A 22,818-nucleotide genomic window follows, 5' to 3' on the forward strand; every position below is an offset into this window, starting at 1 on the left:
AGGAGCGTTTTATGTCTCAACAACCACAAAACAATCGCCGGATCGTGCTTGCTTCACGGCCGCACGGCGAACCCACCCCGGAAAATTTACGTCTGGAAACGACCGACGTACCGCAGCCCGCCGCAGGCCAGGCGTTACTGCGCACTGTTTATCTGTCGCTCGACCCTTATATGCGCGGCCGGATGAGCGATGCCCCTTCTTATGCTCCCCCGGTAGAAGTTGACGACGTCATGGTCGCCGGCGCCGTGTCGCGCGTCGTCACCTCACAACATCCGGATTTTAAACCCGGCGACTGGGTGCTGGGCGCCACGGGTTGGCAGGACTACTCACTTACCGACGGCAGCAACGTGCGCAATCTTGGCGCACACCTGGAACACCCCTCACGCCTGCTCGGGGTATTAGGCATGCCCGGTTTTACCGCCTATATGGGATTACTGGACATCGGCCAGCCGCAGCCCGGCGAAACCGTGGTGGTTGCCGCCGCCAGTGGGGCGGTCGGTTCGGTGGTCGGCCAAGTGGCGAAACTGAAAGGCTGCCGCGTGGTCGGCATCGCCGGCGGCGCAGAAAAATGCCGCTATGTGAAGGATGAGCTGCAGTTCGATGATTGCATCGATCATCGCGCCGACGATTTTGCCGAACGGCTCGCCCAGGCTTGCCCAAATGGCATTGACGTTTATTTTGAAAATGTCGGCGGCGCGGTGTTCGACGCGGTAATGCCTTTACTGAACACCAGGGCGCGCATTCCCGTCTGCGGCATTATCGCCCAATATAATGCCACTGGCCTGCCCAACGGACCGGATCGCCTGCCAATGCTGCAGGCGCTGATCCTGCGTAAACGCATTCGCATGCAAGGTTTTATCATTTTTGACGACTATGCGCCGCGCTTCACTGAGTTCCTGCAGCAAATGGAAACCTGGGTCAATCAGGGCCACATAAAATTCCGCGAAGATATCATCGACGGCCTGGAGAACGCCCCGCAGGCCTTTATCGGCCTGCTCAGAGGGAAAAACTTCGGCAAACTGGTTATTCGCGTCGCAGAAGAGTAATCAATATCATGCCGCTGGGGGCGCTCGCCCCCAGCATGGGTAAACCTAAGATTTAGCTCAACCCATTAACTTTTTTACCAGAAAAAACCTAGACTCATGCGTTCAGCCCACCATGGCATGAGTGCTTTACAATCAAAAATCGCCATCCCCACCCCCGCCACCAATGAGATTTATCTGAAATAATATTCGATTAATTTATGTATTTCTCTATATTTATCATGTGAATGGTAAGGATAGAAAATCAGCGAAAAGTTAATTTTCGTTAAAAAATAGTTTTAATTAAGAGGGTTAAGAGACACCTGACTCATAAGCTTTTGGTATTACCAATTCACCAAACCATACACATGGAAAATGGGATGCATTTTAACTCGCTGTTTATATTGCATAAAAATAAAAAATTGCGTAAGTTAGCTTCACCAAAATGGGTTAATCGCGGTCATTTTGCAAATGCCTGTGGCTATTGTAAACTGCAGCCAGACCCGTGGATGTGTAAAGATTGTTAAATATTCGGATAATAAAACGCTCTATTTGTGACAGATACGCCCTCGGGATCGCGCGTTAATCCCGTGCGGTAGCCATGCCTGAACGGCAAAAATAGTATGTGTCTGCTTATCATTAAACATGGCGCGAATTGAGGCACACGGCGCTGCCAGACGCCAGTCTGAGCGGCACCTGCAACGTTCAATCGCTCGCTAATCATTAAGCAAAAATCATCACATTATCCGCTGTTTTCCAGCTTAATAACGCGTAACCGTCGCATGCAACAAGGCTCGCTATTCCCCGGTCCCTGCGCCCGAACGGATGTGCGCCTGATGCCATGCATACGCATAATCATTTGTTTTAGGGAACGTTACCTTTTATTTCCCTGTCGTTTACATAATTTCTTGTGACGTAGCCTGATATCTATAAAACCTAAAACGGGACTGTTTTGAGCGGTGCTGCGTGGCAGTGCGCTGATATCCACAGGAAGCCTTACACACACAATGAAAGCTACCACTACCATGTTGTTACGCTACGGCGTCTCTCCTTGTCTGGGCCACCAGCAGGAACATTATCTTCTGGGAAGCCGCCGTTTTTACCTGGGTAAAAACGGCGGCTTCTCCGTGCCTGCTGCCCACACCACCGCAGGGAAAACGCGACGACCAGGCGCTGCCGTTTCACGGCGGGATGCCGGCAGCCGTTTTTCCCGCCGGCCTCGTCCTGCCCTGCCGCGTTACTCCCCACCCCTGACAGAAATGCATCCGCACTGGCGCCATCGCGCAGGCCTAAGCCCTTTGCCGCACCGGCACTCGGCGGCGCCAGTCCAGAACCATTTCCCTATGGCAACGCGCGTCGTACCCCGTCATCCACATCGCCAATGCGCAGCCGCAGTGACGATGAACGTTGATTAATCACCGCGCTTCTAGCCGACAGACAACAAAAGATATAAAGAGGATATTGTGAAAATACGGATTACGATGACACTGCTTTCCGCCCTGATCCTTGCCGGTTGTTCGACGCCGCCGCCGCCGCCGGTCATCAGTTCAGATACCCTGGTCACCAGCGAAATCAACGGCGTGAAGCTGCAGCACCGTATGGCGATCGCCGCACCGAAACAGTTCAAACCGATTAATGAAGAGTACCGCAGCCTGTACGCCGCCAGCGTCATGACCCAGCCGGGTTACGGTGGCGCCACCGTTACGCGCCTCGACAACGCCGCTTCCTTCTACGCGCTCGGCGAAGTGGAAAACGACTGGCTGGCCATCTCCGCCGTACGCGGCGGCGACCTGATGGGTTATATCCAGAACAACGCCGGCGTGCCCGAAAACAAATACAAATCAACCTTGCGAAAAGACCGACCGCGCCGTGCACGCGCCGCCGCCAAACCGCAAAACTGCGTTCAGGTCGGCAGCGACGGCAAAGCCTGTAAAGACGCCAAATCGGCCACCTGGATCCTTGAGTAGTCCCCTTTCGCTGGGAGTCATTGATAATGAAATCATCATTCGCCCCGCGTGCGTGGGGTTTTAGCCTGCTGATGCTGGGCGCGCTGCTGCTCAGCGGCTGTATGTCTTCGGCAAAAAGCGTGCCGTCGCGCTACAGCCTGACGTTTGACGCCGTCCCGCAGGTCAATGCCGCCGCCGGCCAGCGCCCCGCGCCGATCAAGGTGCGCGTGCTGCTGCTGCGTTCTGACGCGGAATTTATGGATGCCGACTTCTTCAGCCTGCAAAACGACGCCAAAAGCGTACTGGGCAACAGCCTGCTGGACAGCGACCAGTTTTTCCTGACGCCTGGCCAAAATGGTAAAAAACTGAACGGCCAAAGCACTCTGGAAACGCGCTATATCGGCGTAATCGCCGAATACCAGAATCTGGACGGCAAAGCCTGGCGCATTTCACTGCCGCTACCCGCCCCGACCGAAACCAATTTCTATAAGGTCTGGCAATTCTCGCCGGATGAGCTGCAAGCGCACGTTGTGGCCGATGTTAACGGTCTGCGCATCGTCAAAGACGAAGACTGATTATTTGGGGCGGGCGCGCCCGCCCTCTACATAGGTGTGATGATGAAAGATGCTCATAAAGTGGTCTGGAGTGAAGGGATGTTTCTGCGTCCCCACCATTTCCAGCAGGCGGAAAACTACCTCGAAAGTTACGTGCGTAACTGGGGACAGGCGCATAACGGGTGTTTCTGGGGCTTTTTGACCCTTGAGCTGGATCAGACCCTGCTGCGTCAGGGGAAAATTGCCCTGACCGCCGCCAGCGGCATTATGCCGGACGGCACGCCATTCCGTTTCAACGGCGCACAGCAGGCACCGGCCCCGTTGGCCATTGCCGAGAACAAAACCGGCGAAAATGTTGTACTGGCATTGCCGACGTACCGCGCCGGCCGTGAAGACGTTATCTTCCAGGAGTCGCCGGACGCGCTGGCGCGCTATCTGGCTTACGAAAATGAGGTGGACGATCTCAATGCGGTCTCCGTCGGCAGCGCTGCGCTGCAGTTCGGCAACCTGCGCCTGCGCCTGATGCTGGAAAGCGATCTGAACGCCGAATGGACCGCCATGACCGTCACCCGCGTGCTGGAAAAACGCGGCGACAACAGCCTGCGCCTGGAGCCAGACCTGATTCCGCCGACGCTCAACTGCCAGAGCAGCCCGGCGCTGAAAACTTTTATCAACGATCTGCAGGGCCTGCTGCAGCAACGCAGCCAGCAGATGAGCCAGCGTCTGCTGCAGCCGGGCCGCGGCGGCAGCTCCGAAATGGTCGATTTTATGCTGCTGCAGCTGGTGAACCGCTATCTCGGCCAGGTCAGCCATGCCTGGCACCTGGAACATCTGCACCCGGAACGCCTGTTTGCCGAATGGCTGCAGTTCGCCACCGAGCTGTCCAGCTTTTCACCGCAGCGCACGCCGGAAGGCCGCCTGCCGGTGTACGATCACGACAACCCGGCGCTGTGCTTCGGTAAACTGATGCTGCTGTTGCGCCAGGGGCTGTCGGTGGTGCTGGAAGACAATGCTATTCAGCTGACGCTGGTCGAACGCTCGCACGGGCTGAACGTGGCGACGGTGCAGGACACCAAAATGATGCGCGACTTCGGCTTTGTACTGGCGGTACGCGCCGACGTCGCCGCCGACGTGCTGCTGACCCACTTCCCGGCGCAGATGAAAATTGCCCCGGTGACGCGCATCCGCGATCTGGTGCAGCTACAGCTGCCGGGCATCGGCCTGCGCACCATGCCAGCCGCGCCGCGTCAGATTCCGTACCACGCCGGCTATACCTACTTCGAGCTGGAGAAAGGCGGCGATCTGTGGAAACAGATGGAAAAGTCCAGCGCCTTCGCCCTGCATCTGGCAGGGGAATTCCCGGGTCTGGATATGGAATTCTGGGCTATTCGCAGCCATACGGACCGATAAGCTATGACACAGGAAAACATCCAGGCCGCGCAGTGGGATAACCCGTTGGTGGCCGCCGCCAATCCGCTGCTGAATGCGATCTCGCAAATCCGGCAGTCGGCGACGCACGCCAATCCGGCGCAGCTGCGTCAGCAATTGATCGATGAAGTTCGCCGTTTTGAAGTCCGCGGCCAACGCGCCAATCTGCCGTATGAAGTGATTATCGGCGCGCGCTACTGCCTGTGCACCGCGCTGGATGAAGCCGCCGCCCTCACCCCTTGGGGCAGCAACAGCGTCTGGTCGGGCAGCGGCCTGCTGGTCACCTTCCATAACGAGACCTGGGGCGGCGAAAAGTTTTTCCAACTGCTGGCCAAGCTGTCGCAGAGCCCACGCGAGCACATTAACCTGCTGGAGCTGGTCAACTACTGCCTGCTGCTGGGCTTTGAAGGCCGCTACCGGGTGATGGAAAACGGCCGTTCGCAGCTGGAAACCATGAAACAGCGCCTGCTGCAGCTGATTCGCTCGGTGCGCGGTGGCTATGCTCCGCCGCTGTCGCCGAACGCGGTCGATCTGCCGGTGCAGCAAAAACTGTGGCGACCGCTGGTGCCGCTGTGGGCCTGCGCGGCGCTGACCGGTTTCCTCGCCTCGCTGCTGTTTATCGTACTGAACTGGCGTCTGGGCGATGCCACCAGCCCGGTGCTGGCCTCCATCTACCAGACCAACCTGCCGCAGGTGACGATCGGCAACCCGGCGCCGGCCGCGCCGCCGGTGCTGAGCCTGAAAAGCTTCCTGCGTAAGGAGATCGCCGAAGGCCTGGTCGTAGTGCGTGATGAAGCGCAGCAAAGCGTGGTGATCCTCAAAGGCGATGGACTGTTCAACTCTGCCGCCACCAGCGTACGCCCGGCGTATATCCCGGTCATCGACCGCATCGCCAAGGCGATGAACGGCGTCAGCGGCAAAATCCTGGTGACCGGCTATAGCGACAGCCAGCCGATCCGCAGCGCCCGTTTCGCCTCGAACTGGGAACTTTCGCTGGCGCGCGCAGAAGCCGTCAGCGAACGGCTGCAAAAACATCTTGATAACCCTCAGCGGGTGAAAGCGGAAGGCCGCGGCGAAAGCAACCCGGTCGCGCCGAACAACAGTAAAGAGAACCGCGCATTGAACCGCCGGGTTGAAATTACGCTGTTGGTTGCGCCAGAGAATACTCAGGCGGAAATCAACGGACTGCAGCAAGGAAACGGAAAGTAATGCTTAGTACGTTATTCTCCATCATCACCAGCCGCCTGTTATGGGGTTTTGCCGGCATCAGCGCCATGGCGTTCATCATCTGGATGATCGGCCCGCTGGTGGCCATCGGCGATTACCGTCCGCTGGAGCCGGAACTGAACCGCATCATTACGATCGCGGTGATCTATCTGATTTGGGTGCTGTGCCGTATTGTACCGCGCATCTACAGCGCCTGGTTCAACCGTAAGCTGCTCAGCAACCTGCGCGCCAGTGAGCAGGCGCCGGCCGACGACGCCGACGCCAAGGCGGAGCCGCAGCAGGATCAACTGCTGGCGCAGCGCTTTGACGAAGCCGCCCAACTGCTGAAAAAAGCGCGTTTTGCCCCCGGCCAGGGGGATAAACACCGCTGGATGACCCGTTTCAGCCGCCAGTATCTGTATCAGTTGCCCTGGTATGTGATTATCGGCGCGCCGGGCGCAGGGAAAACCACCGCGCTGGTGAACTCCGGCCTGCACTTCCCGCTGGCGGATCGCTTCGGCAAATCGGCGCTGCGCGGCGTCGGCGGCACCCGCAACTGCGACTGGTGGTTCACCAACGATGCCGTGCTGCTGGACACCGCCGGCCGTTACACCACTCAGGAAAGCCAGCGGGAAGAAGACGCCGGCGAATGGAAAAGCTTCGTCAACCTGCTGAAGAAATACCGCACCCGCCAGCCGATCAACGGCGTGATGGTGACCATCAGCGTCGCCGACCTGATGACGGAAAGCGCCGAAGCACGCAATGCGCAGGCCAGCGCCCTGCGCAAACGGCTGATTGAACTGCACGAACAGCTGGGCATCCACTTCCCGGTGTATGTGATGGTGACCAAAACCGACCTGCTCAACGGTTTTATGGCCTACTTCAGCGGCTTTGACAAAGCGCAGCGCGACCAGATCTGGGGATTCACCTTCCCGTATGAGCGCTCGCGCCAGCCCGACTTCAACCTCAGCGGCGAATTTGAGCAGCAGTATACGCTGCTGCAACAGCGTCTCGACGCGGCACTGCCGGATACGCTGCTGGTGGAACACGATGCCCGCCAGCGCTCGGAAAGTTACCTGTTCCCGCAGGAATTCGCCGCACTGCGACCGTTGCTGGCGCAGTACCTGGACGTGGTGTTCGCCACCTCCAGCTTTGAAACGCGCTTCACGCCGCGCGGTATTTACTTTACCAGCGGCACCCAGGAAGGCCTGCCGTTCGACCGGGTGATGGGCGAACTGAACCGCTATCTGCAACTGCCGTCAGCCGGCAACGGCCAGCGCAACGGCGCGCAGACCTCCTGGGACAGCGTCAACGACGATGCACCAATCCCGGCGGCCAAAGGGCAAAGCTTCTTCCTGAAAGAGACGCTGGAAACGGTGATCTTCCAGGAGTCCGGGCTGGCCGGCAGCAACCGCTGGTGGGAGTACCGCAACCGTGCGCTGCACTGGGCCGGTTACATCGCTCTGGCGGTGGTGCTGGCGATTCTGGGGATTTTCTGGTTCACCAGCTACGGCAATAACAAGGCCTATCTGGCCGAAGTCTCCGCCAAGGCGCCGTCGGTGGAGCGTCAGGGCCAGGGGCTGACCCAGCTGAACTCCGGCGATATGTTCGCCCTGCTGCCGTTCCTGAACAGCGTGCTGCATCTGCCGGACAGCCAGAACTTTTCGCTGGACGATCCGCCGTTCACCTACCGCATGGGGCTGTATCGCGGCGATCAGGTCAGCGACGCCAGCAACGCGCTGTATCAGAAAACGCTGCAAGAGCTGCTGCTGCCGCAGGTGGCGCAACAGATCGCCACTACCCTGCGCAACGATAACCACAGCGACGCCGATTTCAGCTACGAAGCGCTGAAGGCTTACCAGATGCTGTATCTGCCGAAGCAGTACGACGGCAAATTCCTGCGCGCCTGGGTAATGCTCAACCTGCAGCGCAATCTGCCGCAGGGCAGCACCCAAAAACAGCTGCAGCAGTTGGAATGGCACCTGAGCCAGCTGCTCGACGGCCAGATTCAGGCTTCGCCTTACGCCAAGGATGAGGCGCTGGTTAGTCAGGCGCAGGCCGCCATCAACCGCGCTCCGCTGTCGCAGCGCGTGTATGGTCGTCTGAAGCGTCTGTTGCTGAATCAGACCGAGATTAAACCGGTTCGTCTGGTGGATCTCGCCGGCCCGCAAACCGAGCTGGCGTTCTCGCGCAAAAGCGGCAAGCCAATCACCGACGGCATCCCCGGCCTGTTTACGCCACAGGGATATTGGAAAGCGTTCGACAGCAATATCGACAAAGTGACCGATACGCTGCGCCAAGAAGATGTCTGGGTGCTGAACACCCAGACGCCGGAGCAGAAAAGCGCCGATCTGACGAAAACCGTACGTCAGCTCTATATGCAGGATTTTATCGCCGTCTGGGATGAACTGCTGGGCGATATTCAGCTGGCCCACATCGGCAACCTGACGCAACGCATCAGCAGCGCACGCCTGCTGTCCGGCAACCCGTCGCCGATGCGCAACCTGCTGGTCAACGTCGGTAAAAACGTCACGCTGCGGGAAGAGAAAGAGGGTGAGGAAGCACGCTCGCTGGCGAATAAAGCCGGCGAATCCATCAACCAGAGCGCCAACCGTACGCTGGAAGCCCTGTTCACCAACCGCCCGAGCAACGCCGACGGCGACGTCTCCGCCCAGCCGGAACAGGTGGTGATGGCGCACTTCGCACCGCTGCTGGAACTGGCCCAGGGCCAGGGCGAAGGCAGCAAAGCGATTGTGTTTGACGGCGTTCTGAAACAGGTCGACGAGCTGTACAGCTATCTGACGGCAGTTCAGGGCGCAGCCAACAGCGGCATGTCGGCGCCGCCGAGCGACGTGATCCCACGCCTGCAGGCGGAATCCGGCCGTTTGCCGACGCCGTTTAAACAGATGCTGTTATCGCTGGCGATCGGCGCCAGCAGCGATACCCAACGCAAGGAGATGGAGAACGTAAAAAAGCGCATCAGCTTTGAGGTCGGCAGCTTCTGCCGACAGGCGATAGCTGGCCGCTATCCCCTCTCCTCGCGTTCAAAACGTGACGTCACGCCGGATGACCTGGCGCGCATGTTCGCGCCCAACAGCGGGCTGATGGACAGCTTCTTCCGTGAAAACCTGCAGGGCAAAGTGGACACGACCCGCGCCAACTGGCGTTTCACTCCGGGCGTCGATGGCAAAACGCTGCCGGGCGGCGAAGGTATCTTGCGTTCGTTCCAGCAGGCGCAGCGTATTCGCGACGCCTTCTTTGCCAACGGCACCGCTACGCCGTCGTACCGCGTGACGGTGCGTCCGGTGCGGATGGATAACGATATTCTCAATATGACGCTGGATATTGACGGGCAGCTGTTCAAATACAGCCATGGTCCGCTGGTGCCGCTGGTGGTCAGTTGGCCGGGCACCCGTAATACCAATCAGGTGCACCTGCAGCTGGCGCTGGCGAACGGCACCACCGCCAGCCTGCTGACCAGCGGCCCCTGGGCGCTGAATCGCATGGTCGATATGGCGAGCCTGTCGGCCGGCGGCAGCAGCCTGAGCCGTCAGGCGACGTTTAACCTCGACGGCCACCGCGTCACGCTGGAATTCACCGCCAACAGTATCCGCAATCCGTTCCAGCTGCCGGCATTCTCTTGCCCGTAGCCCCGAAAGGACATTCATCACCATGAGCAACGACCAAAGCCCGACAGCGAGCATCGGCTGGTATGGAAAGATTCCCACCGCCGGTGATTTTTTACAGCGCCGCCTGCCCGACTTAGTGGTCAGCAACTGGGCCCAGTGGTTTCACAACGGTTTAGTCAACCAGAAACAAAACTTGCCCGATAACGCCAGCAACCCGTTCAGCAATGCGCCGGTGTGGAATTTTGTGATTCCCGCAACGCTCGGCAGCCAATATATCCAGATGGGCTGCCTGCTGCCGGCGCGCGACCGCGTGGGGCGCCACTACCCGATCTGCGCCATCCGTCTGTTTACGCCGGAAGAGTGGCATATCCAGCAGTTGAATATGGCGGCGGAATGGTATCGGCAACTGGGCCACACCCTGCTCAACGGCGTGCGCAACAGTTTTTCCGCCGAGCAGATCGACCAGAGCCTGCTGAACATACCGGCGCTGCCGACACCGCCGGAAGAGAGCGAGTCCGAAATCCTGTCGATTATCGGCTTTCGCCATCCGGATCTGCCGGGGCTTGGCTGGCAACAGGCCGCCGACTGTTTCGACCCGGCGCAGTACACCAGCTTTTGGTGGACCAATCAGGCCGATGGTCATCCGCTTTATACCCATGTACACAGCGGTAACCTGACGGTGCAGCTGTTCTCGCTGCTGTTTGAGCCTAACGGCTGGGCGCGTCCCGGCCGCGGCGGGCAATATCCGCAAATGTTTGATTAACAGCGTTTTCATTTATCTAGAGACTGTGTATGGCTATCGAAACCCTGCTGACCCCGATTAACGCGGATTCTCCCTGCGGCGACAATCTGGAATATGACGCTGACTTTTTAGCGATGGAGCAGGCCTGTGCCGGCAAGGCTGAGCAGCAGTTCGGCGACACCATTATTCCGGCTGAAGCGCCGGATTGGGTGCAGGTGGAGCGCCTGGCGACCGCACTGCTGGAACGCACCAAGGATCTGCGGGTAATGCTGCCGCTGACGCGCGCCTGGACACAGCTGCGCGGCCTGCAAGGCTATGCCGACGGCCTGACGCTGATTCATCAGGCGCTGGATCGCTACTGGGAACCGTTGCTGCCGCAGCTGGAATTTGACGGCGAAGCCGACCCGCTGTTCCGCATTAACGTGCTGGCGGATCTCGGCGACAAGTCCGCCCTGGCCGGCTGTGTACGATCCGCCTGGCTGCTGAAAAGCGCCGCCGGCGAGATTATGCTGCGCGATGCCTGCTCGCTGCTGGACGGCAGCAAGCAGGAGTGCCCTACCTTCCCCGGCGGCCGCGCCCGCCTGCAGGATGAGCTGGGCCAGCCGGAACAGCCGGCGGTGGCACTGGTGCGCACTATCCTTCTGCAACTGGCCGCCATTCGCGACATCGTGACGCGCCACTTGGGCGAAAGCGCTCTGCCGGAAATGCACACCCTGCTGAAAATGTTCAACGTGATTGCGCAGGCCGGCGGCACCACGGCGCCGGACGTCGCAACGCCGGAAGCACACGACGAGCAGCACGCCGAGCAAGCCGTCAGCGCTGTACCAGCCGCAGCGGCGGTGCTCAACTGGCGCAGCGCGCAGATTCAGTCGCGAGACGATGCCCAACTAATGCTGGAAAAAGTAAAAAGCTATTTTCAGCTGAATGAACCGAGCCATCCGGCGCCGCTGATGATTGACCGCGTGCAGCGCCTGATCGCTCTGGACTTTATGCAAATCGTCCGCGACCTGGCGCCCGATGGTCTTAACCAACTGGAAACCATTCTTGGGCGCACTGATAACGACGACAACCACTGAAACTGAACCCCGGCTTGTCGTTTTTCGTTTCGACCACTATCGTTGCCTGTAGTAACAGAAACAGGCCAGAATTTGAACGACGCCGTTACCGATGGCAATCGTTCCTAATCGTCATTAGATGGAGTAACTCATGGCAAACTCGAAATCCCGCAGCGGACAGAAGTTCATCGCCCGCAACCGCGCGCCGCGCGTCCAGATTGAATATGATGTCGAAATCTACGGCGCAGAACGCAAAATTCAGCTGCCGTTTGTAATGGGTGTGATGGCGGATTTGGTCGGTAAACCGGTAGACCCGCAGCCGAGCGTCGACGAACGCAAGTTCCTCGATATCGATATCGACAACTTCGACGAACGCATGAAGTCGTTGAAGCCGCGCGTGGCCTATCAGGTAGACAATACCCTGACCGGTGAAGGGAAGCTGAACATCGATCTGTCCTTTGAAAGCATGGACGACTTCTCCCCTGCCGCCATCGCCCGCAAGGTTGATTCGCTGGGCGGCCTGCTGGAAGCACGCACCCAACTTTCCAACCTGCTTTCCTACATGGACGGTAAAAACGGCGCCGAAGAGCTGATCTCCCAGATCCTGCAAAACCCGGAGCTGTTGAAATCTCTGACTAACGCGCCGAAACCGGCGGAGAAAAAAGACGACAATAACGAGCGTGAGGATTAATTGATGAGCAACTCGCCTCAGCAACAACAAGCGTTACAGACTAACGAAACCTTATCCAACGACGAGTTCAGCGCACTGTTGAACAAAGAGTTTCGTCCGAAGACCGATCAGGCGAAAGAAGCCGTCGCCAACGCGGTGAAAACGCTGGCGCAGCAGGCGCTGGAAAACACCGTGACCGTTTCCTCCGACGCCTATCGCACCATTCAGGCGTTGATCGCGGAGATTGATGAAAAGCTGTCGCAGCAAATCAACAAAATCATTCACCATGAAGATTTCCAGAAGCTGGAAGGCGCTTGGCATGGCCTGCATTATCTGGTTAACAACTCGGAAACCGATGAGCTGCTGAAAATTCGCTTTATGAGCATCTCGAAGAAAGAGCTGGGCCGCACGCTGAAGCGCCACAAGGGCGTGGGCTGGGACCAAAGCCCTATCTTCAAGAAAATCTATGAAGAAGAGTATGGCCAGTTCGGCGGCGAGCCGTTCGGCTGCCTGGTGGGCGACTACTACTTCGACCATAGCCCGCAGGACGTTGAACTGCTGGGTGAAATGGCCAAGATCAGCGCCGCGTCCCACTGCCCGTTCATCGCCGGCACCGCGCCAAGCGTGATGCAGATGGAATCCTGGCAGGAGCTGTCCAACCCGCGCGACCTGACCAAAATCTTCCAGAATACCGAATATGCCGCCTGGCGCAGCCTGCGCGAGTCGGAAGATGCGCGCTACCTGGGCCTGGTGATGCCGCGCTTCCTGGCGCGCCTGCCTTACGGCATCCGCACCAATCCGGTTGATGAGTTCGACTTCGAAGAAGATACCGACGGCGCAACGCACGGCAACTATACCTGGACCAACGCCGCCTACGCGATGGCGACCAACATCAACCGCTCCTTTAAAGAGTACGGCTGGTGCACCGCGATCCGCGGGGTGGAATCCGGCGGCGCCGTAGAGAACCTGCCGTGCCACACCTTCCCGAGCGACGACGGCGGCGTGGATATGAAGTGCCCGACCGAGATCGCCATCAGCGACCGTCGCGAGGCGGAACTGGCGAAAAACGGCTTTATGCCGCTGGTGCACCGCAAAAACTCCGACTTTGCCGCCTTTATCGGCGCACAGTCACTGCAGAAGCCGGCGGAATATTACGACGCCGACGCCTCAGCCAACGCCCAGCTGTCTGCACGCCTGCCGTACCTGTTCGCCTGCTGCCGTTTCGCGCACTACCTGAAGTGCATCGTGCGCGACAAAATCGGTTCCTTCCGCGAACGCGACGATATGGAACGCTGGCTGAACGACTGGATCATGAACTACGTGGACGGCGATCCGGCCAACTCCTCGCAGGAAACCAAGTCCCGCAAACCGCTGGCTGCGGCGGAAGTTCAGGTGGAAGAGATCGAAGATAACCCGGGCTACTACAGCGCCAAGTTCTTCCTGCGTCCGCATTACCAGCTGGAAGGCCTGACCGTTTCCCTGCGTCTGGTGTCGAAACTGCCTTCGCTGAAGAAGAATGACGCGTCCTGATGCAACACTATCGGGCCGATAACGCGGCCCGATAATCTGCAGGAATATCTTTGGCACAAGCCAATGTGGTCTTATTAAGTGCTCATAACCATCGCCAGGTGATGATCGTACTGACACTATGTTTCAAGTTTTGATTCAGGCAAACACTTTTCCTGTGATACAGGCCAATAAGGGAATCGATACCGTTTGATATCAAATCTGGAGGTGATACAGTCAATATGTTTATTGGCCGGCTCAGCTTCAAAGACCAGAATTCCGCAGTAAAGCTAATACCAACGGCAAAGGTGTAACTTTGAACCGTTTGCGGTTATATTAGCGCTCCTGAGTGGGTAATTTGTTGCACATGACAGCCTTTGTCGCTTCAAATTATTATTGGAGCAAAGATAACCCGCATAAATAATTATTGAGTTATTACTATTTAGAATAGTATCTCGATAAACAATACCGATAGTTTTCGGTATTTCATAAGGTGCATGGCACAAGGAGCGTTAAATGGTAGTGCATTGCCAACTTTCCAATTCCTGCTGCTATTACCTGATTTTTCAACGCAACGTTAATATTATTAACCCTTAAAAAGAGTGAATAAACTATGGCTATTGATATGTTCCTGAAAGTTGAAGGCGCCAGCGGTGAATCTAAAGATTCCAACCACAAAGGCTGGACCGACATTACTTCTTTCTCCTGGGGCGCGTCCCAACCGGGCAACATGAGCGTGGGCGGCGGCGGCGGCGCCGGTAAAGTGTGCTTTAACGACCTGCACGTTAACGCGCTGGTTGATAAATCCACCCCGGCTCTGCTGAAGCACTGCTCCAGCGGTAAGCACCTGACCAAAATCGAACTGTCCGTCTGTAAAGCCGGCGGTACTCAGGTTGAGTATGTAAAAATCACCCTGGACGACGTACTGGTTACCGCTGTGCAGTACACCGGTTCAGGCGGTGAAGACACCGTCGGCGTAACCTACTCCTTCCAGGCTGCTAAAGTTAAACAGCAGTACTGGGAGCAGAGCGATAAAGGTGGTAAAGGCGCAGAAAGCAGCGCAGGTTGGAACATCAAAGAAAACCGCGAAGCTTAATCGCTTTCAACAGATGTCCCTCTTTGAGGGACATCTGTCCATCAAGGATGAATAAGATGAAACGCCCTTCATTTCAGCAAGCCTGGCAACGATTTTCAGAGATTAACGTAGATATATCTGAAGTCGGAAAGAAAATTGGCGGCAATGTTAACCTGAACATACAATTAGGTATTGATGACCCCCTGCAAGGATTCACTAATGCTTGTGCAATACGCATGAGCTACACATTGAATTACTCAGGTTTTAAAGTGGAACGAGGCAGTTGGAAAACCGTCTCAGGAAAAGATAAGAACTGGTATATTTATCGCGTTCAGGACATCATTAAATTCCTTACTTATAAATTTGGCCGCCCAGATAAAACCGTTAGAAATCCTACACCTTCTGATTTTGCCAATGATAAAGGGGTTCTTGTCTTCACTGTACCGGGGTGGAATGACGCAAGTGGGCATGTAACACTGTGGGATGGCAAAGCCTGCTCCGACCATTGTTATTTCCCCAAGGCAAGTGAGGCATCAATATGGCAATTAAAGTAACAACATTCTGCCTAGCCATTCTCCTATTAATCGGCGGCAATACAGTGCATGCGAAAGAAAAATACAATCCGGAGCAATATCTAAAAAACTATGCACTCAGCGTTTGTGTAGCAAAGGGTTATTCTGCACTGGAAGTCAAAAACGATGCGGCCGCAGCCGCACGAGGCTACAACGAATTCGGTGATTATCCAATTGAAGCATATACTGCCGTGCGTAATTTGGCTAAAACCTTCCTTACAAGGCACTATGACAGTATGTCAGGGGAACCAATGACGCTGGCTAAATGTATAGACTTTTATCATAGCCGGGAACTCGATAACATCATAGCCGAATATAAAGATAAAAATTAATAGACCGATATTAGTAACATAGTCACTTTGACAAACCGGTGCCCGCTATACGACTAACCATGCAATATTTTGGATGCTGAAATGAAAAAAACAATGGCATTTGCATTATTTGTATTTGCAGGTTACGCCACGGCTCAAAACAGCATGGCTGATTGGCCCCCTCAGGCAGCGTACCGTAGTTATTTACAGAACTATAAAGATATTGCCCTGACGTACTGTATCTCTGTTGCCTATAAAAAATCACCTGAAGCCAGTAAAGATGCCATTACCTCATCCAACGGTATTGATGCATGGTCAGACTACATCATCCGTGATGAAGCATCTCCTGTTATTGCATTAACAAAAGAGTACCTGGCAAAGACATATCACGCTAAAGATGGCAAGAGTCCGCTAAACCTCATGAAATGCATGGATATGTACCACAGCGAAAAGTTGGATGCACTGGCCAAAGAGTATGTGGAAAGACCTTCCGCCAACTGGGTACAAGACAACCCTGAGAGAGTAAGCCATAAATAGGGTAATGCTGTGATCTCGCCAAGAACACGAAAAATAAAAAGAGCATTGTCACTTAGCCTAGTTTGCTGCCTGATACCCTATGCTACCAATGCAGCAGATAAAAATGCTCGCGAAGCCATAGTCAACTCGATTGAAGGTCAATGGCAAGTTAACCAGGCAAATATCAATAACGATGCCACACGCACACTTAGCTATCAGTTTAACGATCCGCAACTGGTCGGTAGAGTCATTACTATTAGCAATAGTAAAATCCAAACAAACTTGCCGGAAGGCAGCAACTGCTTCACCCCAAAGCTTGCTGAAAAGACAATCAGTCTTGACCAATATATTACCGACACGATGGGCGGCGAACACACCATCACGACTAAAAGCTATGAATTAAACGAGGATGGTAACAAGCATGTTTTGGCCCAAGAAATAACTTGTGCCTCAGGCTCATTCGGCCCTGCCGACAACACCATGAATGCCCGCATTGCCGTACTCAACGCAAATAAATTACTGGTCAATTGGTATGATGGTTCGTTATTGCAGCTTAACAGGTTGCCTGCAAACCCTAAACCCGTTGCCTCATTCGAGTGCTCTAATGCTAAAAGCAACGTTGAGAAAGCGATATGTTCGGATTTTAATTTAGCCGCTTATGATAAAAGTGTCGCTCGTGCCTGGTTGCTGGCTAAAAAACAATCCAACAATGTCGGTGATAAAAATTTATCCACATCATTGATGAAATCACAAAAATCATGGTTACAGCAAAGAGATAAATGCATGAATGACAAAAAGTGTCTGACTGACGCAATGTCGACTCGTATTGACTCACTTTCATCATATTGGTAAGGCTAACTGGTAATTATCAAGGAGGATTTTCAATATGCAATATAAAACAAAAAAAGATGTTGAAGATGTTATCAAAGAGCTAAGAAAAAGAGCGTTTATTTTTTCCTTGCAGTATTTATATACCAATGAGTCAAAAGCTGATTTCTCTCTTGAAATTGAACGACTCATTCAGCATGCGGAGCAAGAAAGCCGTTTACATTGCGTATCATACTATGGTGCCTATAGTATGATAAATGATGAGTTGAGAAATTTAGAACAACAAGCTATTGATCTTAATTTAGCTAAAGCTAAATTCTTTTTGGCTATAGAAAAAGAGAGACGAAAACAAGACTCGGTCTTAGCATTAAAGCAAGTTGGATTTGTCAGTGGAGGTTCTCAATTTTTTGCAGGTGTTGGTGCTTGCGCTGGGACTCTAGGGTTAGGGTGCGGAACCTTAGGAGCCTCGCTAATGCTACAAGGTGCGAATAATATTTACGAGAATGGCTACTACCTACTATTTCGTGAGGAGAAAGTAGGTTTAGTCAAAGATGCTTATCGCTATGCCGCAAGCAAGTTAGGTTATAATTCGCAAGTCGCCGATACTGTATATGGCAGTGTTGACCTAGCTCTATCCGGTTATGGAATGGTTCGTCAAATAGTCAGACCAGATGCCCGTCGTCTATTTAGGTATATACAAAGCGATTATATTCGTGGTTGGAGGCAATTAGGTGCGATCCCATTGGGAGCAGAGATCGTCGGTGATGCTATTACAGGCTATACAATTTATGATATTAATAAGGGCGGCAAGCAACAATGAGTAACGACGTCACTCTGTCCACCTATTCATATGGATTCACGGTCACCTATTTCGTTTTATCATTCCTAATATTACTTGGCCTTTTCTTCCTCAGAAAAATCGTAAAGAAGAAACACAGCTATCCACTGTACATTATGGCAATTCTCATAAATGTATGTTTTAGCACTATACAAGGGCTTATTTTTAGACATGGTGATTCTTTTATTAATCACTTTTATTCCATAAACTTCATTGAATACGATGTTGTTTGGAAAAGCAGCCTTGCCTTTATGCTTGCATACTTAGTATTAATTCCAGGCAATAACTACTATAAAAAACGGCATTAAATACTAAGTTATCACCCAGTAAAAACTCAAACACTGCCTTTGCCTACTCATCTTGTCCCTCCACTTTAACAACCTCGGACAACATGGTCAGTTTGCATCAAACCTAATCAGCAGGAATGCCTTATGCGATTTTCTATTGTAAAAAACAAAAATGGCCAAAACCCGCCGCAAAGCAGTTGCGACTTCCTGCCGCCGGGCGGCACCATCGGCCGCAGCGTGGACAACAACCTGGTTCTGCCGGATGAAGAGCGCGCGATTTCCCGCCTGCAGGCCATTGTGCATATTTCCGCTGACGGCGAGTGCCGCATCACCAACCGTGGCAACGTCACCCGCGTCCTGCTGAACGACATTCCGCTGGAGCGCGGCCGTCAGGTGGAGCTGCAGGATGGCGATATCCTCGGTATCGATGATTATCAGATCCAGGTCAACGATCTGAATCAGCCGGCAGCCGCTGCGCAACCGGTGCCTCAGGCGCCGGTGGCCGATGCCGCGCCGGCCGCCAAGGCAAACGGCGCCGCGCCGATCCCCAACGAAATCTGGGACAGCCTGGTGGAAGAGTTCACACCGGCAAGCGCCGCCGCGGCCGTACCGCCGAAAGCGGAGCCAGCAGCGCAGCCCGACCATAACCCGCTGCTCGATCGGCCACAGCGCGAACTGAACCCCAGCGACCCGCTGGGCCAACTGGACGGCGATGTCGATCTGCACCAGCTGCAGCAAAAACAGACTGACCCGGCCGAACTGTTCAAAACCGACAGCACCTTCGAGCGCGACAATATCCTGACCGATACCACGCCGAGCACGCTGCTGGCGGAAAACCAGCCGAAACCGGCCAAACCGGAAACGTCAAAACGCCCGCAAGCGGCGGTGACGGAGAGCGGCAATAAAGATGAAGAGCTGGATCCGCTGGCGCTGTTCGGCGGTTCTTCCGCGCCCAGCACGCCTGGCGCATCAAACAGCAACGATCCGCTGGGGCTGCTGATGGGCGGCGCCGTACCGCTGACACAGCCGGAAGCAGCACCAAGCGTGGCCGCACCTCAAACGCCGGCAGCCCCGGTTGAACCGGCAAAGCCTCAGCCTGCACCGCAGCCGCAGGCAGCGCCAAAGGCCAAGCCGCAACCGCAACCGCAACCGCAACCGCAACAACAGGCTCAGCCAACACCAGCGCCGAAGCCACAGCCGCAGGCCGCCGCACCGCAGGAGCCGCCACGCGCGCAGCCGGAACCGCTCGTGCCGCCTGAAGCCGCGCCGCATGTGGAACCCCAGCAGCGTTCTCGCCCGGGCAACCGGCTGGGTATCGATCCTATCGCCTATCAGAACGCCCGCGCCCAAGGCTCGGCGGCGTCTAACGGCGACGTGCTGGAAGGCCCGCTGCTCAAAGCGTTGCTGCAGGGCATCGGCCTGGACGACCTGCAGCCGCAGCCACATTTTGACGAGCAGCAGGTACGTCAGGTCGGTCGCCTGCTGAGCCTGTTCTCTCAAGGCACCGTCGCCCTGCTCTCTTCGCGCTCTATCCTCAAGCGCGGCGTGAAGGCAGAGATGACCATGATTCTCGACGAGGCCAATAACCCGTTCAAACTGCTGCCGTCCGGTAAAACCGTGCTGATGCAGATGTTCGGCAGCCAGATGCCGGGCTTTATGCCACCGGAGCAGGCGGTGCGCGATGCGCTGATCGATCTGCAGGCGCACCAGTTGGGGATGATCGCCGGCATTCGCGCCATCATCGCCGCCATGCTGCAGTCCTTTAACCCGGACCGTCTGGAAGAAGAAGCGCGTAAAGAAGGCTCCGCGCCGCGGCTGGCGCTGCCTTCCAACCGTAAAGCGGCACTGTGGGACTATTTTGTAAAAAATTACCAGCAGACCTCGGGCGAGATCGAAGATGACTTCCATACGCTGTTTGGTGAAGCCTTCCTGCATGCCTATGATGTTGAAGTGAATCAGTACAAAGACTCCCAAACCAAACCGGACGTGTAATGAATATCACCATAGCCTCTACCTCTAATCAGGGCGGCCGCGCCTCAAATCAGGATCAGACCGGCGAAGTGGTTGGCAACCGTGCAGCCTGTTTCGTGGTGTGCGACGGCATCGCCGGTTTTCCCGGCGGCGAAGTCGCCGCCAAACTGGCGCGCGACACCATCCTGGACAATTTTAACGGCGAAAAACATCTGGATGCGCAGAGCATCCGACAGCATATCTCGCAGGCGAATGCGGCCATCCACCAGCAGCAGAATCAGTCCGAAGAGTACAGCAAGATGGGCACCACGCTGGTCAGCCTGTTTATCGACCGGGATTACCAGCTGGCCTACTGGGCTCACGCCGGCGACAGTCGCCTGTACCTGTTCCGTCGCGGCTACCTGCACGCGGTTACCACCGACCACAGCCTGATCCAGCAGATGCAGGACGCCGGTTACCAGACCAGCGGCATCAACAGCAACCTGCTGTACTTTGCGCTGGGGCTGAGTGAAGAGCGCGACGCTACCTACAGCGACGTACTGCAGTTAGAGGACGGCGACGTTTTCCTGCTGTGCACCGACGGCTTCTGGCACAGCTTTACCCAGGCCGAACTGGAGCAATCGCTGCATATGGTCAACTCCCCCAGCGAGTGGATCGCCCTGATGCAGCAAGCATGGAAGAAAGACAACAACAGCGATAACTACAGCGCTATCGCCGTATGGATTGGTTCACCGCAAGAGACCACGCTGCTGCATTCGCTGGCGGATGCAGAACGTTTCCTCACGCGCGACTGAACCGCATAACACAGCTAAGGTTAACGATGAAATATTGGATGCCCGGTGTGATCGCCCTGATGGCGGTACCCGCCGTTCACGCGGCAAATTACCGGCTGGTGTATTCTCCCAGCCAGAAACTCGAAGTCTTTATCGACAACGTCAAAAACAACAAACCGGAAAGCTGGTGTGCGCCAAGCATCCCGCTGCGTATTGTTTCCGCTAACGCAAAGGACGCCGCCATCCTGGACGGCTTCCTGCCGCGGGTAGGCAGCCTGCTGGCGAAACAGTGCCCCAAAGTCAGCCAGTTGCCGTGGACGCTGACCGATAAGGCCGGCAACACGCTGGCAGCCGGCGATGCGCTGAAAAACCAGCGCTGGAAGCCGCAGGTTAAAACGGCGCCGCAGGCGCAGCCGGAAACAACGCCGGAAGCACAGCAGGCAACCGCCATGCCGCCGGCCGCGGTCGCCGTCAGTTCACCGCAGGCCGATGCCGCGCCGGCGCAGGTGTTCGAGCTGCCGAAAGGCTGCAAGTTCCGCACTTACTGGCAAGGCAACGACGCCGGCAGCGCGATGTTCGTACCTGCCGGCGGTAACCTCACCTGCCAAAGCGACGGCTGGCTGAGCGGCAGCGATAAAGTCCAGCTGCAGAGCAATGGCAAAAGCAGCTCGCCGACCATCAGCTTCCTGCAGGGCTACCCGCTGATGAATATTGACGTGGCCGGCCAGACGCTGACCGTGGTCAGCGCCAACCGCCAGCGCATGGTGCTGGCCAATCCGCAGGTGGCCGGCAGCTATCTGGTGCTGCCGTTTGACGCCGCTCAGCACGCCTGGTTCTTCAGCGGCACGCTGATTGCCGAGTTCCCCCGCCAGCAGGCCGCCGATGCCGATCGGGTGAAACAGCGCGTCGCCAAAGTGCGTGAAACCTGGCTGCCGCTGCTGAGCGCCTATCGCGAGCCGCTCAGCGTACGGCTGGTGGATCAGCTGGCCGCCGACCGGGTTGACCCGGCCAGCGGCAGTTATCTGACCGTCCAGAACGCCGCCCACTGATTAAGAGGTATTTTGTTGTGAAATCATTAACCGACGTATTGCAAGGCGGCTCCGTCAGCGCAGCCACCCAGGCGGTGGAAGCCGATATCAAAGCGCGCCCGGCCGACGCCGATCTGCGCGCCGCGCTGGTGCAGCTGCTGTGCCTGAGCGGCAACTGGCAGCGCGCCAAAGCGCAGCTGAAATCCTGGCAGGCGCTGAAACCGATGGCGCAGCCGACCACCCTGCTGCTGTTGCAGTCGGTCGAGGCCGAGCTGCAACGCCAGGCGGTGTTTGCCGGCCAGGCCGCACCGGCGCTGCTGAAACAGGATCAGCCTTGGATCGGACAGATGGTCAAGGCCCTGCAGCTCGACGTCGCCGGCGACGCCGCACAGGCGCAGGCGCTGCGCGACCAGGCGCTGGAAGACGCGCCGGCCAGCGGCGGCAGCCTGCTGCTGGCGGACGGCGATGATGAAAAAACCGTCGCCTTCGACTGGCTGACCGACGGCGACGGCCGCCTCGGCCCGGTGTGTGAACTGGCGCTCAACGGCGTGTACTACTGGCTGCCGTTCTCCGCCATCGCCGAAATCCAGTTCCAGGCGCCGCAAAGCGCCATCGATCTGGTCTGGAGCCACGCGTTGGTGCGCCTGACCGACGGCCGCGAGCAGGTATGTCAGCTGCCGGCGCGCTATCCGCTGGCGGCAGACAGCGACGACGCTCTGCTGCTCGGCAAGCGCACCGAATGGCAGCCGCTCGGCGACAGCCCGCACTATCTCGGTTACGGCCTGAAAACCTGGCTGAGCGACAGCGACGAGTTTCCGCTGCACAGCCTGCGCCAGTTGAGCTTCGATCAGGACGCCTGAG

The 22,818-nt window shown here is 56.3% G+C and carries 20 protein-coding genes; all 20 read left to right on the top strand.

The genetic code is table 11. The features are described 5' to 3' along the window. The first annotated feature begins 11 nt into the window (after nucleotides 1-11). The 20 genes from TAN611_RS14380 to TAN611_RS14475 all read left to right on the top strand — a co-directional run bounded on the left by TAN611_RS14380 (nucleotide 12) and on the right by TAN611_RS14475 (nucleotide 22,817). Nucleotides 12-1,046: an NADP-dependent oxidoreductase gene (locus tag TAN611_RS14380; RefSeq protein ID WP_203066615.1), complete on the top strand. Its 1,035-nt coding sequence runs from the start codon at nucleotides 12-14 to the stop codon at nucleotides 1,044-1,046. A gap of 1,439 nt (nucleotides 1,047-2,485) precedes the next feature. Beyond that, on the top strand, nucleotides 2,486-2,989 hold the full coding sequence (gene tagV, locus TAN611_RS14385) for a type VI secretion system accessory protein TagV (protein WP_105231610.1): 504 nt from the start codon (nucleotides 2,486-2,488) through the stop codon (nucleotides 2,987-2,989). A gap of 26 nt (nucleotides 2,990-3,015) precedes the next feature. Next, nucleotides 3,016-3,543, top strand: coding sequence for a type VI secretion system lipoprotein TssJ (gene tssJ, locus TAN611_RS14390; protein WP_105231611.1), 528 nt, complete (start codon nucleotides 3,016-3,018; stop codon nucleotides 3,541-3,543). 42 nt (nucleotides 3,544-3,585) lie between these two features. Then, nucleotides 3,586-4,932 (top strand): type VI secretion system baseplate subunit TssK, encoded by a 1,347-nt coding sequence (gene tssK / locus TAN611_RS14395; RefSeq protein ID WP_111736869.1) that lies wholly within the window; start codon nucleotides 3,586-3,588, stop codon nucleotides 4,930-4,932. A 3-nt stretch (nucleotides 4,933-4,935) separates the two neighbouring features. Beyond that, nucleotides 4,936-6,159, top strand: a complete 1,224-nt coding sequence (locus TAN611_RS14400; protein ID WP_105231613.1) for a DotU family type VI secretion system protein — start codon at nucleotides 4,936-4,938, stop codon at nucleotides 6,157-6,159. Continuing rightward, on the top strand, nucleotides 6,159-9,806 hold the full coding sequence (tssM, locus tag TAN611_RS14405) for a type VI secretion system membrane subunit TssM (protein ID WP_105231614.1): 3,648 nt from the start codon (nucleotides 6,159-6,161) through the stop codon (nucleotides 9,804-9,806). Before TAN611_RS14400 ends, tssM begins: the two co-directional genes overlap by 1 nt. Before the next feature lie 22 nt (nucleotides 9,807-9,828). Continuing rightward, entirely contained in the window at nucleotides 9,829-10,548 is a 720-nt protein-coding gene (gene tagF / locus TAN611_RS14410) for a type VI secretion system-associated protein TagF (protein WP_187044489.1), read from the top strand. Between the two features lie 29 nt (nucleotides 10,549-10,577). Next, nucleotides 10,578-11,603 carry a type VI secretion system protein TssA gene (tssA, locus tag TAN611_RS14415; RefSeq protein WP_203066616.1) on the top strand — a complete coding sequence of 342 codons (1,026 nt, stop codon included), beginning with the start codon at nucleotides 10,578-10,580 and terminating at the stop codon, nucleotides 11,601-11,603. A 130-nt stretch (nucleotides 11,604-11,733) separates the two neighbouring features. Continuing rightward, entirely contained in the window at nucleotides 11,734-12,273 is a 540-nt protein-coding gene (tssB, locus tag TAN611_RS14420) for a type VI secretion system contractile sheath small subunit (RefSeq protein WP_105231617.1), read from the top strand. A 3-nt stretch (nucleotides 12,274-12,276) separates the two neighbouring features. Further along, nucleotides 12,277-13,782 (top strand): type VI secretion system contractile sheath large subunit, encoded by a 1,506-nt coding sequence (tssC, locus tag TAN611_RS14425; protein WP_105231618.1) that lies wholly within the window; start codon nucleotides 12,277-12,279, stop codon nucleotides 13,780-13,782. 589 nt (nucleotides 13,783-14,371) lie between these two features. Next, nucleotides 14,372-14,854 (top strand): type VI secretion system tube protein Hcp, encoded by a 483-nt coding sequence (locus TAN611_RS14430; RefSeq protein ID WP_015672867.1) that lies wholly within the window; start codon nucleotides 14,372-14,374, stop codon nucleotides 14,852-14,854. 47 nt (nucleotides 14,855-14,901) lie between these two features. After that, nucleotides 14,902-15,387 carry a type VI secretion system amidase effector protein Tae4 gene (locus tag TAN611_RS14435; RefSeq protein ID WP_370576226.1) on the top strand — a complete coding sequence of 162 codons (486 nt, stop codon included), beginning with the start codon at nucleotides 14,902-14,904 and terminating at the stop codon, nucleotides 15,385-15,387. Continuing rightward, nucleotides 15,372-15,737, top strand: coding sequence for a T6SS amidase immunity protein Tai4 family protein (locus tag TAN611_RS14440; protein ID WP_111736867.1), 366 nt, complete (start codon nucleotides 15,372-15,374; stop codon nucleotides 15,735-15,737). The genes TAN611_RS14435 and TAN611_RS14440 overlap by 16 nt, the downstream gene beginning before the upstream one ends. An 81-nt stretch (nucleotides 15,738-15,818) precedes the next feature. Further along, nucleotides 15,819-16,253 carry a T6SS amidase immunity protein Tai4 family protein gene (locus TAN611_RS14445; protein WP_203066618.1) on the top strand — a complete coding sequence of 145 codons (435 nt, stop codon included), beginning with the start codon at nucleotides 15,819-15,821 and terminating at the stop codon, nucleotides 16,251-16,253. A gap of 9 nt (nucleotides 16,254-16,262) precedes the next feature. Further along, nucleotides 16,263-17,084: a lysozyme inhibitor LprI family protein gene (locus tag TAN611_RS14450; protein ID WP_203066619.1), complete on the top strand. Its 822-nt coding sequence runs from the start codon at nucleotides 16,263-16,265 to the stop codon at nucleotides 17,082-17,084. Nucleotides 17,085-17,118: 34 nt separating this feature from the next. Further along, a complete protein-coding gene (locus TAN611_RS14455) occupies nucleotides 17,119-17,880 on the top strand; it encodes a DUF4225 domain-containing protein (protein WP_203066620.1) in 762 nt (253 codons plus the stop codon). A 449-nt stretch (nucleotides 17,881-18,329) separates the two neighbouring features. Further along, nucleotides 18,330-20,177, top strand: coding sequence for a type VI secretion system-associated FHA domain protein TagH (tagH, locus tag TAN611_RS14460; protein ID WP_203066621.1), 1,848 nt, complete (start codon nucleotides 18,330-18,332; stop codon nucleotides 20,175-20,177). Then, entirely contained in the window at nucleotides 20,177-20,950 is a 774-nt protein-coding gene (locus tag TAN611_RS14465; protein WP_105231628.1) for a PP2C family serine/threonine-protein phosphatase, read from the top strand. Before tagH ends, TAN611_RS14465 begins: the two co-directional genes overlap by 1 nt. Nucleotides 20,951-20,976: 26 nt before the next feature. Continuing rightward, complete coding sequence (locus tag TAN611_RS14470) at nucleotides 20,977-21,978, top strand: type VI secretion system-associated protein (protein ID WP_105231629.1); 1,002 nt, start codon at nucleotides 20,977-20,979, stop codon at nucleotides 21,976-21,978. 17 nt (nucleotides 21,979-21,995) lie between these two features. Next, complete coding sequence (locus TAN611_RS14475) at nucleotides 21,996-22,817, top strand: type VI secretion system accessory protein TagJ (protein WP_105231630.1); 822 nt, start codon at nucleotides 21,996-21,998, stop codon at nucleotides 22,815-22,817. Nucleotide 22,818: the final 1 nt, after the last annotated feature.

Origin of the sequence: Serratia sp. Tan611 (genome assembly GCF_905188235.1) — a bacterium.
Lineage (GTDB): Bacteria > Pseudomonadota > Gammaproteobacteria > Enterobacterales > Enterobacteriaceae > Serratia_B > Serratia_B rhizosphaerae.